This window comes from Geobacter sp. 60473, from assembly GCF_036323535.1.
Lineage (GTDB): Bacteria > Desulfobacterota > Desulfuromonadia > Geobacterales > Geobacteraceae > Geobacter > Geobacter sulfurreducens.
In genome coordinates this window covers 703,463-719,408 of record NZ_AP028967.1, presented here as the reverse complement: position 1 = coordinate 719,408, position 15,946 = coordinate 703,463, and the positions used below count along the sequence as shown (strand labels likewise).

General features: G+C 64.3%; 14 protein-coding genes. 1 reads left to right on the top strand and 13 read right to left on the bottom strand.

Translation table 11 applies throughout. The annotated features are described in order from the left end of the window. Nucleotides 1-22: 22 nt before the first annotated feature. The 13 genes from AABA48_RS03185 to AABA48_RS03125 all read right to left on the bottom strand — a co-directional run bounded on the left by AABA48_RS03185 (nt 23) and on the right by AABA48_RS03125 (nt 14,699). A complete protein-coding gene (locus AABA48_RS03185) occupies nt 23-2,707 on the bottom strand; it encodes a UPF0182 family membrane protein (protein ID WP_338271089.1) in 2,685 nt (894 codons plus the stop codon). Nucleotides 2,708-2,825: 118 nt separating this feature from the next. After that, complete coding sequence (locus tag AABA48_RS03180; protein WP_338271088.1) at nt 2,826-3,269, bottom strand: universal stress protein; 444 nt, start codon at nt 3,267-3,269, stop codon at nt 2,826-2,828. Nucleotides 3,270-3,479: 210 nt separating this feature from the next. Further along, a complete protein-coding gene (gene otsB, locus AABA48_RS03175) occupies nt 3,480-4,232 on the bottom strand; it encodes a trehalose-phosphatase (protein ID WP_338271087.1) in 753 nt (250 codons plus the stop codon). A 14-nt stretch (nt 4,233-4,246) separates the two neighbouring features. Further along, a complete protein-coding gene (locus AABA48_RS03170; RefSeq protein ID WP_324311071.1) occupies nt 4,247-6,490 on the bottom strand; it encodes an alpha,alpha-trehalose-phosphate synthase (UDP-forming) in 2,244 nt (747 codons plus the stop codon). Between the two features lie 9 nt (nt 6,491-6,499). Continuing rightward, nucleotides 6,500-6,889: a monovalent cation/H(+) antiporter subunit G gene (gene mnhG / locus AABA48_RS03165; protein WP_338271085.1), complete on the bottom strand. Its 390-nt coding sequence runs from the start codon at nt 6,887-6,889 to the stop codon at nt 6,500-6,502. Beyond that, nucleotides 6,882-7,157 (bottom strand): cation:proton antiporter, encoded by a 276-nt coding sequence (locus tag AABA48_RS03160; protein ID WP_014551778.1) that lies wholly within the window; start codon nt 7,155-7,157, stop codon nt 6,882-6,884. The genes mnhG and AABA48_RS03160 overlap by 8 nt, the downstream gene beginning before the upstream one ends. Continuing rightward, nucleotides 7,154-7,627 carry a Na+/H+ antiporter subunit E gene (locus tag AABA48_RS03155; RefSeq protein WP_286352066.1) on the bottom strand — a complete coding sequence of 158 codons (474 nt, stop codon included), beginning with the start codon at nt 7,625-7,627 and terminating at the stop codon, nt 7,154-7,156. Before AABA48_RS03155 ends, AABA48_RS03160 begins: the two co-directional genes overlap by 4 nt. Then, a complete protein-coding gene (locus AABA48_RS03150; protein ID WP_338271082.1) occupies nt 7,624-9,138 on the bottom strand; it encodes a Na+/H+ antiporter subunit D in 1,515 nt (504 codons plus the stop codon). The genes AABA48_RS03155 and AABA48_RS03150 overlap by 4 nt, the downstream gene beginning before the upstream one ends. Continuing rightward, the gene (locus tag AABA48_RS03145) at nt 9,138-9,500 is read right to left on the bottom strand and encodes a Na+/H+ antiporter subunit C (protein WP_338271080.1); all 363 of its coding nucleotides are present in this window, start codon (nt 9,498-9,500) and stop codon (nt 9,138-9,140) included. The genes AABA48_RS03150 and AABA48_RS03145 overlap by 1 nt, the downstream gene beginning before the upstream one ends. Continuing rightward, complete coding sequence (locus tag AABA48_RS03140; protein WP_338271079.1) at nt 9,501-9,908, bottom strand: Na+/H+ antiporter subunit B; 408 nt, start codon at nt 9,906-9,908, stop codon at nt 9,501-9,503. It lies immediately after the preceding gene. A gap of 3 nt (nt 9,909-9,911) precedes the next feature. Next, nucleotides 9,912-12,206 carry a putative monovalent cation/H+ antiporter subunit A gene (locus tag AABA48_RS03135; RefSeq protein WP_338271077.1) on the bottom strand — a complete coding sequence of 765 codons (2,295 nt, stop codon included), beginning with the start codon at nt 12,204-12,206 and terminating at the stop codon, nt 9,912-9,914. 100 nt (nt 12,207-12,306) lie between these two features. Continuing rightward, nucleotides 12,307-13,056: a PP2C family protein-serine/threonine phosphatase gene (locus tag AABA48_RS03130; RefSeq protein WP_338271075.1), complete on the bottom strand. Its 750-nt coding sequence runs from the start codon at nt 13,054-13,056 to the stop codon at nt 12,307-12,309. 59 nt (nt 13,057-13,115) lie between these two features. After that, nucleotides 13,116-14,699: a TIGR00341 family protein gene (locus AABA48_RS03125; protein WP_338271074.1), complete on the bottom strand. Its 1,584-nt coding sequence runs from the start codon at nt 14,697-14,699 to the stop codon at nt 13,116-13,118. A 213-nt stretch (nt 14,700-14,912) separates the two neighbouring features. Between AABA48_RS03125 and AABA48_RS03120 the strand changes: the two genes are divergently transcribed. Further along, nucleotides 14,913-15,914: a DUF481 domain-containing protein gene (locus AABA48_RS03120; protein WP_338271073.1), complete on the top strand. Its 1,002-nt coding sequence runs from the start codon at nt 14,913-14,915 to the stop codon at nt 15,912-15,914. The last annotated feature ends 32 nt before the right edge of the window (nt 15,915-15,946 follow it).

The window sequence follows — 15,946 nt, the reverse complement described above, 5'->3', positions numbered from 1 at the left end:
ACAGGTCATTCTCCCGCCGGCTTCACCGGGCCAGCTGCTTCAATACCTGCTGCAGCTTCCGCAACTCCTCGCCGTAGCCGGCCCAGTCCCCCTGCCGCTGCAGGTTGGTGGCCCGCTCGAAGATGCTCATGGCCTCCCGGGCCAAATCCCCCGTTGAGGACTTCCCGTCCTCAGGGGCTGCCGCAACGCCGGCCACCGGCGCCCGTTTCCCGCCGAAAATCCGCTGCAGGGCCAGTTCCAGGCTCTCCTCCATGACCACCTCGTCACCGTAGGCAACGATGACCCGCCTCAGTTCGGGCAACCCAGCCTTGTCCGCCGCGGCCAGGAACAGGGGCTGCACGTAGAGCAGCGACTGTTCGATGGGGATCACCAGCATGCTCCCCCGGATGACCTGGGAGCCGCGCTGGCTCCAGAGGGTCAGTTGCTGGGAGATGTGCGAGTCCTGGTTGATCCGCGCGTCGATCTGCTTGGGCCCGTAGATCAGGCGATCCCGGGGGAAGGTGTAGGCCAGGAGCTTGCCGTAGTTCTCGCCGTCGCAGCGGGCCGTGAGCCAGGCGGCCAGATTGTCCCGCTTGGAGGGGGTGAAGGGCAGGAGCAGGATGTACTCCTCCCGGGTCTCCCCCGGCAGCTTCATGACCGTGTAGTAGGGCTCCATGGGCGCTTCGCCCAGTACGGGGATCTCCCAGAGGTTCTCCCGGTTGTAGAAGACCTTGGGATCGGTCATGTGGTAGGTGGCGAACATGGCTGCCTGGACCTGGAGGAACTGGTGGGGGTAGCGGATGTGCCCCCGCAGGTCGGCCGGCATGGCGGACAGGGGCTTGAAGAGTCCCGGGAAGATCCGGGCGTAGACCTTGATCATGACGTCGTCGGGATCGCTGATATAGAAGTCCAGGGTGCCGTCGTAGGCGTCGATCACCGCCTTCACCGAGTTTCTCATGTAGTTGATGCCGCCCCTGAGCGGTTTCGAATAGGGGAGCCGGCTCGAATGGGTATAGCCGTCGATGATCCATTTGAGGGTGCCGTTGTCGGCCACGACCAGGTAGGGGTCGCCGTCGAACCGGATAAAGGGGGCCACCGTCTTGACCCGCTCACCCACGGTGCGGTAGTAGAGGATGCGGCTCTGGTCGGTGATGTCGGACGAGAGGAGGATCTTCTCCGTTTTGAACCGGGCTGCGAACAGGGCCTTGCGGAGCATCGAGTCCAGCGCCACCCCCCCCTTGCCCCCGTAGGTCGTATTGATGTTGCCCGTGGCGGTCGGGTAGCTGAATTCCGGCACTTTGGTCCCGACGATGACATAGTCGTTGGAGAGTTCGCCGTAGTAGATCTCCGGTCGCGTCACCCTGATGTCGGCCAGGCTGACCGCCGGGATATCCTTGATGAAGAATTCCGGGAGCCCCTCCTTGCTGATCCTGCTGACCGGACCGACGGCCAGGCTGTTGCCGTGAGTGAAGATGAGCCGTTCGTTGATCCAGTTTCTGCTGGGGAGATCGTTGTAGGAGAGCTCCCGCGGCGAGAGCATCACCTGGGTGTACTGGCCGTTCACCAGGTACCGGTCGTTGTCCACGTCGAAAAACTTGTAGTAGGTCCTGATCTGCTGCAACTGGCTATAGGTCTTGAGGAGCGGGCCGTGATCCCACAGCCTGATGTTCCTGATGGTGGCGTCGTTCTGTGCGATGTCGGAGGCCGAAAGATTGAGCTCCACATCAAAGGGAACGGTTTTGATTTTGTCCAGATCGTAGCCGAGCCGGGTGAACCGGATGGAATTGGCGATGTAGGGGGTTTCCAGGGCCAGCTCGTTGGGGGCGACCTTGAACTTCTGCAGCATGGCCGGATAACCCACGATGCCGATGCCGTAGACGGCGGCCACGATGATCGGCGGGATCAGCGCCGGGCGCCAGGCTCCCTTCCAGATGCCGAACGACACCACGGCGCCGGCAAGGGGGGTGGCCAGGGTGAGAATCCGGTAGAGCGGAAGCCGGGCGTTGACATCCACGTAACCGGCGCCGTGGAAGGAGTTGCCGCCGGCAAGGAGGAGTTGCACGGCTTCCAGGTAAAAGCCCGCGGCCAGCGTGAGCGAGAAGATCCCAAGCAGAATGGCCAGGTGACGCCTCACCGCGCCGTCCACATCGGCCCCCCGTTCCGACAGGGTGATGCCGCCGCGGAAAAAGTAGACCGCCCCCACTACCACACCGGTGACGAGCACCGTGAAGGCGACAAACCCCTTCACATGCTCCAGCAGCGGCAGGCTGAAGAGATAGAACCCCAGATCCTTCCCCATGATCGGATCGCTGGTGCCCACCGTGACGCCGTTCGTGAACAAAAGCAGGTTCTGCCACTGCAGGGCGCCCCACCTGCCGGCAAGAAGCGACAGGACAAGGGCGGCCAGGATGCTCAGGGGTTTCGTCATCTGCGCCATCTCGTCGCGCTGGAGGCGGTAGACATTGCCTCCCTCGAAAAACACGCCGCGGGGGGTGAGGGGGAAAGAGGCCCGGTTCGCGAAGTGCAGATTGACCATGGTGAACGCGAACATGAAGAGCCCGGAGGCGAGCCCGGCCCCGATCTTGGCCGTGAGCGCCGTCGTGAACACCTGGGTGTAACCGGTTTCCCGAAAAAAGAGCCAGTCGGTGTAGAAGGTGATCAGCGACAGCGCGGCGGGAAGGACCACGAACACGGCGGCAAGAATGAGAAGAGATCGGTTTTTGACCATCAACAAGCTCCCTTGGGTGATATCTATGTGCAACAGAGCCGTGATCCGGCTGTTCGGCGATGACGTCCGGCGCGGGAGGATCTGGCCGCAGCATCACTGAATCCGCGGTACGGCTCCTTCAGGCCCCCCGCACGATCTCCACGGAGCAGGGTGCATGAAGTGCAACGGCCAGGGATACCGAGCCAAGCAACAAACGCCTGACCATGCCATATCCGTGGGCCCCGACGACGATCAGGTCCGCGCCCCAGCGCTCGGCTTCGGTGAGAATGGCGTCCTTGGGGCGTCCCGCCAGCAGTGCCGAGGTAACGCTTAATTCCGGCGCCCGCTGCGCAACATCAGCAGTTACGGCATTCAAGCGCTTGGTTGCGGCACCCTCCTGGCGACTGATGATGTAGTCGAAGGCCGTGGCGTGCTCGCCCTCCCCGCCCAACAGGTTCGGTTCGACAGGAGAAAGCACGGTGATTACACGAACCTCGCTCCCCGGCGGCCACGGACGGCGGCATACCTCGCGGGCCGCGGCATCGCTGCTGGGTGAGCCATCGAATGCAAGGAGAATTTTCATTCCGTCCCCTCCCCTTCCTTGTCCGAAATCGGGAATGCCATGAAAAGACGTGCCGATACGATACATCGCCATCAGGCCGATCGTGGGCATTATTTCATAACAACTCGAAATACCATGCCTTTACCAGAATTATCCCGTAACGGGTTTCAACTTCTCACGGGCATGGGCGAGGATGGCGTCCGGCAACCGCCCCCGTGCACCGGGAATCTTTCAGAACGTGGCCAGAACCTCATCAAGCAGAGAGGCCATCTCATCCTGTCCCCGGATGAAGTAGCGGGCCGCGGTGCCGGCAGAGCTCCCGACCCGAACCCCGAAGATGGCTTCGTCGCCGAGGCGGAACACGTCCTCGTCGGTCACGTCGTCACCGGCAAAGAGCGCGCGGGCGTTGCCGAGATGGCGCATGATGCGCCGAAGCGCGTCCCCCTTGTGGGGCGCGGCCGCCGGCACGAGGTTCTCGACCGCCTTGCCGGATACCCGCCGGGGCGCGGGCACCAGCCGCGAGACGGCAGCCAGGATGCGTTGATGAGCTGTCTCGCGATCAGGGGCGCTTCGGTAATGGAGCGACAAGGTGGCCCCCTTGTCCTCCATGGTGATGCCGGCGCGTTCCCCCTCCGGCAGGAGCTCCTCCAGCTGCGACCTCCAGCCGCGGCAGAGGCTGACGAATTCCCGTTCCGCGGCATCGGCGCCAGGAAGCCCCTCGGCACCATGGTTTCCCACCAGGAAGCGGGGCTCGAAGCCGAGGTGCCGCGCCGCATCGGCCCGGGCACGGCCGGTAACGACGGCAACGGATGCCATGCCGTTCAGGCGGACCAGGCGCTCGTGCACGTCCGGCGGGATCATGATCCGTGACGGGTCGGCAACAATGGGGGCCAGGGTGCCGTCGAGATCAAAGGCAAACAGGGTGGACCGGTCGATGAAATCCCTCAGATCTCTGCGGCCGGCATGGCTGAACAGATAGGTCATCCCGTGCTCCCCGGTCACGACTCGCCCCCGATCCGGGCGGCCAGTTTCTCCCGCTGGCGGACCCTGGCCGCGTCCAGCAGCATCCGGCCGGCCCAGCGGTAGACGTTGAAATCGCGCACCAGCATGCGCATGCTCCGCATCCGCTCACGCTGTTCGTAGTCGGGCATAGTGAGGGCCCGGTGAAGGGCCTCGGCGGTCTGTTCCACATGGTAGGGATTGACGATCAGGGCCTCGTGCAGTTCGTGGGCCGCACCGGTGAACTGGCTCAGCACCAGGGCGCCCCGCTCGTCGTCCCGGGCCGCCACGTACTCCTTGGCCACCAGGTTCATGCCGTCGTGGAGACTGGTGACCATGCAGACATCGGCGGCGCGGTAGTAACGGTTGACCTGCTCGGGTTCGTGGTGCTCGGCCTTGAGGATGATGGCCGGGCGCCCGTCGCGGCTGAAACGCCCGTTGATCCGCTCCGCGTGGGAATGGACCCGCGCCTCGAATGCCTGGTACTCCTCCAGGGCCGACCGGCTCGGCGCGGCGATCTGGACAAAGGTGAAGCGTCCCACCAGTTCGGGGTGCAGTTCGAACAGCCGCTCCACCGCCATGAATCGCTCCGGGATCCCCTTGGTATAGTCCATCCGGTCGACCCCGACCCCGATCAGGTGATCCGGGGGAAGCCCCAGCTCGCCAAGGATCTCGCTCCGCGTCACGTCCACCGGCGGCAGGGTCCCCTGCCATGCCGGCGGCCACTGGATGGAGATGGGGTAACTCTCAACCATGGTCAATTGGCCCCGCCGGGAGATGGTGGACGACTCATGCTCGATGCGGGTCTCCAGGTAACGGTCCACCGTCTCCAGAAAGTTCTTGCAGTGGTAGGGCGTGTGGAAACCGAGGATGGTGCTCCCCAGCATCCCCTTGAGCAGTTCCTCCCGCCAGGGGCAGATGCCGAACGACTCCGGGTTGGGCCAGGGAATGTGCCAGAAGGTGATGATGGTGGCCTTGGGCAGGGCCTTGCGGATCATCGCGGGCAGGAGCGCGAAGTGATAGTCCTGCACCAGCACCACCGGATCGTCGCTGTCCGCCTCCTTGACCACGGCGTCGGCGAACCGCTGGTTGATCCTGACGTACTGCTGCCAGTCGCTGGTGCGGAACACCGGGCGCACGTGGGCGATATGGCAGAGGGGCCAGAGCCCTTCGTTGGCGAAGCCGTAGTAGTACCCCTCTTCCTCTTCCTTGGTGAGCCAGATCCGCCGCAGGTTGTATTCGGGCTTGTGGGGCGGCACCCGGACCCGGTCGTGGGCGTCGACCGTCTCCCGGTCGGCTGAGCCGCTGCCATGGGCGATCCAGGTTCCCGAGCAGGCCCGCATGACCGGCTCCACGGCGGTGACCAGGCCGCTGGCCGGACGGTGGACCTCGATACTGTCGCCCTTTCTGTCATGGATATAGGGTTCACGATTGGAAACGACCAGGATCCGTTCCCCGACCAGATGCTTGTGCAGAAGTGTCCGCAGAGCCTCTGGGCTCCAGGTGATGGTGGCGTCGTCGGCGAAGCGGCGTTCGGCATCAAGGGTGCGCAGGAGCGCCCGCAGATCTCCCACCAGGGGCTGGAGCTCGGAGCTGGGTGCCTGCGGACTGAACGGCCGGAGTATCCCCTCGCCCCGCAGCATGGCGCGGACCCCCTCCACCCAGCCGCGCCAGCTCAGGTGGGCGACGAACACGGTGATGAGGGAGATCACCACGCCGAGCACCGCAAAGAGAACGATCACGTACTTGCGCGTATCGGCGCTGCGACGCTCCACGAAGCTCATGTCGTGGACCAGGATCAGGGAGCCCACCGATCCCCCCTCAGCCCCCATGGGATGGATGGAAACGTGGACTGCCCCCTGGGGAAGATGGCGGAGTGCCCCCTCGCTCCCGCTCTCCGGCCGGACGGCCGACGAGCAGTCGAGCGAATCCGGAAAGGTGGGTGTGCGGTAGCGCAGCGTTCCGCTGCCGTCGCAGTAGCCCAGGGCCAGCAGGCGCTCATCTTGAATGGCCCGCAGCAGGAGGGTATTGATCTTTGCCCGGTCAGCCCGGGGCAGCAACTCGGAAAGAGGTTCCCGGAGGGCGTTCGCGATGAGCCGGGAGCGGATATCGAGGTCGCGGATGAACCAGCGCAGGGTGAGCTTGTCAACGAGCGGTACCACCGAATAGGCCAGCACTGCCAGTGCTATGGCGAGGGGCATGATGAAACGTAGCGACAACCGCAGAGATCGTAGTGAAACCATGACAACTCCTTACTTTTTATCAGCTCCGGACTCAGCTGGACCGGTGGTGCCCCGGTCATCATCCCGGTTGCACCACTCACCCGAGGACGCCAGATCGTCCCGAACGCTTTTCTCCCAGAGGGGAACCCCGCTGAAATAGGCGGCACGGCCCAGCATATGCGCTGCTACCGGCGCCGTCAGAACGATGAAGATTATGATGGCGGTGATCTTGCCCGTTACCGCCGCATCGTCGAAGAAAAGGCCCGCTCCCGCCAGCATGAGGCTCGCCCCCAGGGTGGATGCCTTGGTGGCGGCCGACAGGCGCATGTAAAGATCCGGAAAGCGTACGATTCCGATGGCTGCCACCACGGAGAAAAAGGTCCCCCCTCCCAGAAGTATGGCGATGATCGTGTCACGCACCGCCGCCCCTCCTGTGCAGGTAATAGGCAAAGGCCACGGTCCCCAGGAAGGTGATCAGGGCCAGGACGATGGCCGCGTCCAGGTAGGCGTGCTGGCCGGTGGCCACGGCATAGGCGGCGGAAAGGGCGATGATGAGGGTCGCCATCAGGTCCAGAGCCACCACCCGGTCCGGCAGGCTCGGCCCCCTGACCAGCCTGACGAAGGCCAGCACGATCCCTCCGCCGAGCAGGGGAAGGATTACATAACGGACAAATGCGTCGAGGGTCATCGGAACACCTCCCGGACCCGGCGCTCGAATCCTTCCTTGATCTCCCGCACCAGGGCCTCCGGGTCGTCGACATACATGGCGTGGACATAGAGAATCCGTCGGTCGTCGGCCAGGTGAAGGCTCAGGCTTCCCGGCGTGAGGGAGATAACTGTGGCGAGCACCGTAATTTCCAGGTCGCTTTCCACATCCAGGGGGACCGCAAGGATGCCTGGGGTCATATAATGGCGTGGCGTGAGAACGTCGTGGGCCACCCGCAGGTTGGCCAGCACCAGTTCCCGGAAGAAGAAGGCGATGAAGCCCGCAACAGCCCGCACTTTGGTCAGATAGCCGGTCGTGCCCCGCCCCCGGCGGGCGATCCAGAGGACGAGGAACCCGACGAGCACACCGGTGAAAAACCCGCCGGCCGTATAGGTGCCGGTGAGGGCCATCCAGGCCAGGGCCAGGAGGATGTTGGCAAGAAACGGGGTCACGGTTTCCCCCCCAGTACCGCCGCGATGTAGAGATCGGGATTGAGCAGCTGGTCGGCGGCGGTCAGGGAAAGCCGGAAGAGGGGCTCGGCCCCCACCCCCATGACCACCGTGGCCAGGGCAAGAAGCATGGCCGGCCCCCCCAGCAGCAGCCGTGCCCCGCCCGGAATGTGGGGGTGGTAGTGGGTACGGGGCTCCCCCTCTCGCACGGGGCGATCCTTCCAGAAGGCCTCGGCCCAGATCTTGGTCATGGAGAAGAGGGTCAGGATACTCACCGCCAGGGCCGCTGCCACCACCACGTACCGCCCCTCCCCGAGCCCCGCCCGCACCAGGGCCAGCTTGGCCCAGAAGCCGGACAGGGGCGGAATCCCCGCCAGTGCCATGGCCGGCACGAGAAAGAGCCCCGCCACCAGCGGGCGACCCTCGTAGAGTCCGCCCAATTCGGACAGCTCCGTGGTGCCGGTCAGCCGCTTCACGATGCCGGCCACCAGAAACAGGGCCGACTTGGCCGCAATGACGTGGACCATAAAGAACACCGTCCCGGCCAGGGCCAGGGGCGTCAGCAGCCCGAGCCCCATGACCAGGTAGCCGATCTGGCTCACGATGTGGAACGAGAGCAGGCGCCTCATCTCGTGCTGGGCCACGGCTCCCAGGACCCCGGTCACCATGGTGAGCCCTGCAGCCGCCAGGATCAGGGTCCGGCCAGCCTCGGCCTCCTGAACGAAAATGAGGGTGAATATCCGCACCAGCACATAGACCCCCACCTTGGTCAGCAGTGCCGAAAAAATGGTGGTCACCGCCACGGGAGGGGTGTGGTAGGAGGCGGGAAGCCAGAAAAAAAGCGGAAACACCGCCGATTTGATCCCGAAGGCGGCAAAGAGGAGCGCGGCGATGACCGGAACGGTGCCGCCGTGGGGAACCGCCCGCAACTGACGGGCCAGATCCGCCATGTTCAGGGTTCCTGCCACGCCATAGAGGATACCGATCCCGGCCAGGAAAAAAGCCGAGGCGATCAGGTTCAGGGCCACATACTTAATTGCCCCCTCCATCTGCTGCCGACGGCCGCCAAGGGCCAGGAGCACGAACGAGGCGATCAGCATCACCTCGAACCAGACGTAGAGGTTGAACAGGTCCCCGGTCAGGAGCGACCCGCAGACCCCCAGCAGCAGCACCTGCATGAGGGGATGGTATCCCAGGGATTCGTGCTCGATATCGGCGCTCGCCAGGGAATAGACCGCCACTGCCAGCCCCATGGCGCCGGCCACCACCACCATGACGGCGCTGAAGAGATCGGCTACCAGAGTGATGCCGAAGGGTGCCGGCCAGTTCCCCGCCTGGACGCTGACCACCCCCTGGCGCTGCACGATCGCGAGGAGCGCCACCCCCGCCCCCAGGAGCGCCGTCGTGCCGCAGACGCCCAACAACCGTTGGAGCTCCCGCCGGTTCCAGGCGAAAAGCCCTGCCACAGCCGTGGCCAGAGGGATGATGAGGGGGAGGAAGAGAAAAAGTTTCATCAATTGCTCCGTGAATCGGTATCGGTCGTGGTCATCTCGTCCAGATCGTCGGTGCCCACGGTCTGGTAGACCCGCTTGATCAGGACCAGGGCAAAGGCCTGCACCCCGAAGCCGATGACGATGGCGGTCAGGATCAGGGCCTGGGGCAGCGGGTCGGCCACCGGAGGGATCGGCTCGGGCCCGCCGACCGGCACGTAGGGGGGCCGCCCGCGGGTGAAGCGCCCCACGGTGAAAATGAGGAGGTTGGCCGCATTCCCCAGGAGGGCCAGGCCGAAGATCATCTTGACGATGCTCCGCCGCACCATGAGGTAGAGCCCCGCCGCGTAGAGCCCGCCAATGACGATTGCCAGAACGCTTTCCACCTATTCCTCCATCAGGCTGAACACGATCATGAGCGCCATCCCCGCCACCACCAGATAGACGCCCGTGTCGAACAGGATCGGCGTGCCCCCGTGACCGATGACCGGCACCGGCAGTATGCTCCAGATGCCCGAAAGAAAGGGAAGTCCCATGGCCAGGGGGAGGAGTCCGCTCACCAGGGCGGCCAGAAGACCCACTGCCACCAATTGCCGCGGCTCCACCCGGAGCACCCGCCGGGCGCCGGCCACGCCGTGGGCCAGGGCGTGGAGGACAAAGGCGGCCGAAGCCACGAGCCCCCCCACGAATCCCCCCCCCGGCTCATTGTGCCCGCGCAGGAGAAGAAAGAGCGAGAAGAGGAGCAGCAGCGGCAGGAGAAGCCGAACCGCGGTTGCCAGAAAGAGTGACTGCATGGCCTAGCCCTCCTCCCTGTCCCGGGCCTTCATGAGGCCGTAGACCCCCAGGGCCGCCACAGCCAGGACCGTGATCTCCCCCAGGGTATCCAGTGCCCGGAAATCCACCAGGATCACGTTGACCACGTTGCGGCCATGCCCCGCCGGCAGGCTGTGCGCCAGGAAATAGGAGCTGATGTGGGGGACCAGGGTCTGGGATACCGCCAGCAGGACCAGCACCGTCATGAAGCCGCCGATGGAGCAGGCCACCAGGATATCCCGCACCCTTCCCGCCGGCCGCGAGAGCAGCGAGAAGCGCGGCAGCCGGTAGAGCACCAGAACGAACAGAACGATGGACAGGGTCTCGATACAGAACTGGGTCATGGCCAGATCCGGAGCGCCGAAAAGGATATAGACCAGGGCCACCCCGTACCCCACCGCGCCGAGCCCGGCCACCGCCGCCAGCCGCGAGGTGGTCGTCGCGGCCGTCAGTGCCCCTGCCATGATGACGCCGGCGGCGAACCATTCGTGGAGCCCGCCGTCCGGTCGGGGGAGCTGGCGCGGGAACTCACCGCTCCGAAAAATGGCCACGGTCATGAGGAACACCGCGGTCCCCACCACGGTCATCAGGTAATAGCGGAGCCGGCCGTTCTGGAGCATGCGGGTCTGCCGTTCGGCCACGGCGAGCATTCCCTTCAGGAAGAGCCCGTAGCCCCGTTCGGGCCCCCATCCCGTGCCGTCACCGGCGGGAAGGCGACGAAACACCGTCTCCCGGACAAAGGCTATGCCGACGCCGGTCGCCACCGTGGCCGCTCCCAGGAGGAGGACAGGAGTCAGCCCGTGCCAGAGGGCCAGCTCCACAGGCACCGATGCCCCCCGCACCACGGCCACCGCCGGCTCCAGCAGCCATCGTCCTGCCAGGCCCGGGAAGATGCCGATCACAAAGCCCAGCAGGGCCGGCAGCAGGGGGGGAAACCAGAGGAGCGGCTCCACCCGGTGATGGTGCAGTTCCGGATCGGCCCCGCGCCCGTAGAAGGGGAGATACCCCACCAGGACCGCAACCGCCACGGTCAAGGCATTGCCGATGAAGCCGGCAACGGTCACGAATCCTGCCGCCAGGGGCGCCTGGAGCTTGGCCTCGTAGAGAAGCTCCTTGGCGATGAACCCAACCAGCGGCGGCACCCCGGCCATGGAGAGGGCCGCGAGCCCCGCCCCGACGGCGACCCAGGGCATGGTTCGCGCCAGTCCGCCGAGCCGCCGCAGGTCGCGGGTTCCGGCACCGTGATCCACTGCTCCGGCCGCCAGGAACAGGGCACTCTTGTAAAGGGCGTGGACCAGGAGAAAGACCATGGCGGCCGTTGCGGCGGCCGGCGTATGGAGCCCCAGCAGCAGCGTCAGAGTCCCCAGGGCGCTCACGGTGGAATAGGCGAGAACCTGCTTCAGGTCGCTCCGGAGCAGGGCCAGGGCTCCGCCAGCCACCATAGTGACGCCGCCGGCCAGGGTCACCGACCAGAACCAGGCATCGGTCCCGCCCAAGACCGGGGAGAGGCGTGCCAGGAGATAGATCCCCAGCTTCACCATGGTGGCCGAGTGGAGATAGGCGCTGACCGGCGTCGGGGCCTCCATGGCGCCCGGGAGCCAGAAGTGGAAGGGAAACTGGGCCGATTTGGTGAAGGCCCCGGTCAGAACCAGGAAAAGGATCGGCAGATAGAGCGCATGGTGCCGCACCAGTTCGCCCCCCTGGAAGATCGCGGCCAGGTCCGTGCTTCCCGCCGCCTGCCCCAGCAGGATGAACCCGGCCAAAAGCGCCAGCCCGCCGGCACCGGTCACCAGCAGTGCCTGGAGCGCTGCCTTGCGCGCCGCAGCCCGGCCGTGGTCAAAGCCGATCAGGAGATAGGAGCAGAGGCCAGTCAGCTCCCAGAAGACGAACAGGGTAATCAGATCGCCGGCCAGGACCGTGCCGATCATGGCGGCCATGAACGCGAGGATCAGGCCGTAGAAGCGCCCCAGATGGTGATGGCCGTGGAAGTACGAGGAGGCGTAGGCCATCACGAGCACGCCGATGCCGCTGATGATCAGGGCAAACAGGAGGCTCAGGCCGTCAAGGGAGAAGGAAAGAGCAACCCCCAGGGACGGAATCCACTCGTAGGCGGCCCGGGCCGTCCTCCCTGAGGCCACTGCCCCGACCTGAGCACCGAAATAGCTGAACAGCAACAGGGGCACAAGGGCGCACAGCAACCCGGTCCACCGGGGGAGCCAACGGTGGAGCAGAGGGGCGGCCAGGGCGGCTCCGAATCCTGTGAGAACGGCAATAATCATAGCTAAACCCGTCGGCAGCAACACGTGCGTTCACTCCATTCTAACGGTGGAGCCGGCGGCTGCAAGGAAACGGCCGGAGCATGGCATCCGGCCCGGATGATCAAACATCGATCACGATGGCGCTGCAGTCGTCATCAGGCGGGTCGCCCGCCCCGAAGTTCCGCAGTGCGGCGGCAAGCTCATCCATGAATCGGGTGTAGCTTCCGCCTGTGGTGGCAAGAAAAGCGTCGAGCCTCGCGGCACCAAAGGTCTCGGTTCCGTTGGACGCATCGAGGATGCCGTCCGTATAGAGGAGCAGGCGATCTCCCCGCTCCAGCCGGAAGCAGCCGGTCGTAACCTCTGCCTCGGCAAAGAAACCGACCGGCGGTGACGTGGTGTCAAGACGGTGAAGGCTGTTGCCCCTCAACAGCAGCGGCGGAACATGTCCGGCGTTGACATACTCCAGGCGCAGGGAGGCAGGATCGATGATCCCAAGGAAGAGAGTGGAGGAAAAATGATGATCCAATTCCGTGCCGCGATCGGCAAAACGTACGAGAAACCGGTTCAACTGCGATACCATGGTGAAGGGATCATCAACAGTTAACGCGCAGTGGTGCAGGAAACCGTAGACCAACGACATCACCACTGACGACTGGATGTCGTGGCCGGTTACATCACCGATGAACACCACCTCCCGGCCGTCGGGCATGGAGATGAAGTCGAAATAGTCGCCGCCCAGGGCGGTCGCCATCCGGTTCATCACTCCGATGCATCCCCAGTTGCAGACCGGCGGTGTCTTCGGCAGGAGCAGCTGCTGGATGCGGCTCGCCAGGGCCACTCCGTCCCCTGCCGCGTTGGCCGGTTCAGACATGCATCCCCTCCCTTCTCCATCGCTCTGTGGGTTTCCAACGCGTGGACCGCCGCGGGTCGCTACCGTCGCACCACCAAAACCGATGCGCCCGTGCCGGGCCGGGCCACAGCCGTCACACTGGCGGCCGGTACACCGAGTTCCTCCTGCAGGTAGCGCTTCAGTCGGTCGGCATGCCGCCGGCCGTCCTTCCCCCCGGCCTCCACCCTGAATGAAAAAGCTCCGGGCCCGCCGGGCAGGTTCTTGATCAATGCCATCGCCGCCATGCTCTCCCGGGAGAGGTCTCCCTTTTCGTCAAAAATGACCCGAGGAAGGAACGACGCCAGCTCCACCCGGAGAGACACCGGTACTTGCAGCCTGCGTTCCAGGAGCCGGGCAAGCAGCAGCCGCTCGTCGTCAGTGAGGGGGTAGTCGCGTCGGAGAACCACGGACACCCGGGCCGGCCCCGGTTTTTCGCCAAAGCCCAGACCGATGTCCTCCACGGCAAATGGTGACGTCAGCGCCTCCAGTTCGGTCCGCACGTCCCTCAGCAGGCGGGATGCGGATGCCTGAACCGCTGCCGCGCTCTCGTCCCTGGCAGGCGCGGTCTGACCCGTGGAAAGGACGGACGACAGCTCGGCCCTCGGTTCGATGGAACCGGCCGTCACCACCACCTGTTCCAGGTTCAACTCGACGTTCCGCCCGAGGAATGAGCCGATCTCCTTCTCGATCTCCTCCTCTGCCTTCTTCTCAAAGGGCCTGACCGTATTGACCATCACATTCACGCCAACCCGGCCATCCTTCTCCTGAACCGAAAATCCAGTCACCCTGGAATGGGCTTCTTTCTCGAGGTGCAGTTTCAGCACCCGTTCCACCCGCTTGGTGAGTTTCACCTTGCGCAGGTCTGTCACCAGGGTATGAACGAGCGGGATTGACAACATCGTAAGCACCGTTCCGAGGATCAGAAGCCTCTTTCGGGCCGGGTACGTTTCCTCGGAAACCATGGAACTGCGGAAGTTGAAGAGGAAAAACACCAAATCGGCCGTCAGGACAATGGCCACGAAGTTGGTGAAAAACAGGAGAAACCCGCCCAGCCCGAGCATGGGATGCCCGCTGCCCAGGCCGAAGCCCACGACCGACAACGGGGGGATGACCGCGGTGGCCACGGCAACCCCGGTCGCGGTGATCATGTAGTTCTTCTTGGTACAGAGGGCAATGGCCCCGGCGGTGCCGGCCAGGACCGCCACGAAAAGGTCGTAGATGTTAGGGCGGACTCTGCTCAGGATCTCGGTTGTCGGCTCCTTAAGCGGGGACAGGAGTGTCATGAATGCGGTCAGTGCAATGGTGAGCCCGACACTCACGGCTATGACCCGCAGCCCCCGCCTGGCCAGGGCCAGGTCACCGATGGTGAAGGCAAGGCCAAAGGAGAGGATCGGCCCCATGAGGGGAGAGATGAGCATGGCTCCGATGACCACGGCCACACTGTTGGTCAGCAGCCCGAGCAGGGCTATGAGGCTCGCCAGGAGCAGCAGGGACACGTAACTGCCGGACAGTTCGGCCCCTGCCACCGCGTTTTTAATGATGGCACGGTGATCGATCCCGGACGTGCGCTCGGCGATATATTCGCGCAGGCGCTTTATCCTGTAGCGGATGTAGGCGTTCGGCACGGCGCTCCTCTGCTGCCGTTTCCGGCAGCGTGTTTCAGTATCCGTTAACAGTAACAGCAATTCCCCCTCTCCACAACCGACGCGCCGGAGTCCACCTCAGTTCGGACACTTCCCCGGAATCTCCGCCTTCAGTAGCCGCACTCCCGCCACCCCTTTGCACTGCGGGCTGTTGCCTGTTATTCTTTGTAGTCAAATCAACTGGAGGAATGCTGAATGATCCGACACCTGACCAACTCTCTCCTGTTGCTCAGCCTTGCCACAGTGGCATGCCGGGCCGACGAGATCAGGCTGAAAAACGGAGATCGCCTGAACGGCGAAATAATCCGGATGGAAAAGGACCGCCTGACGGTGAAGCTCCCCTACGCCGACGACAAGGTGCGCATCGACTGGAAACAGGTGGACTGCATCTCAGCCGAGCGAGACCTCACGGTGCAACTCTCCGACTATGAAGTCCTCGTCGGCCCCGTGAACTGCACCGATGGCGCCATCCGGATAAAAAGCTCCCGGGCCGGAACCACGGCCCCCATCTCCCTCAAGGAACTCCGCTCAGTGAATCCGGCCACCTACCACGGCTTTTTGACCGCCGGCGGAAGCATCGCCACGGGCAACACGGACACCAAGGCCGCTACGCTCTCGACCCTGTTCCAGGTGCGGACGAAACGCCACCGGTTCACCGTGGAGGCCAAGTATGCCTATGGGGAGGCCGACTCGCGGACCACTGCCAGAAACTCTCTCGGCAGCCTCAAGTACGACTTTTTCACGACCGACAAGGTCTACACTTACGCTCAGACCTTGCTGGAAAAGGACTCCTTCGCCAACCTCAATCTGCGGAATACCGAAGGTCTCGGAGTCGGCTACCAGTTCTTCGACGATCGTACCCTTAACCTTTACGCGGAGGCCGGCATCTCCTACTTCAATGAAGATGTCATCGAAGGCGAAGACCGACAGGATGCTTCGGGGCGCTGGGCGGTCGGGTTCGACTGGGAAGCGATTCCCGACAGGCTCAAGATCTTCCACCGGCAGGAGGGGTACTACACCCCCTCGGTGTCTGGGGTCACGCTCAGGTCTGACCAGGGGGTGCGAATCTCCCTTGTGAACGATATCGCCGCCAACCTGGAGGTTGATTATCGCTTCAACAGCAGACCGGAAGCGGGTAAGCGCAACTCGGACCTCCTCTTTATCATGGGCCTCACCTACCAGTACGATTACTGGTAACAAACGGCCCGGGAGACGCTTCCCCGTTTCCG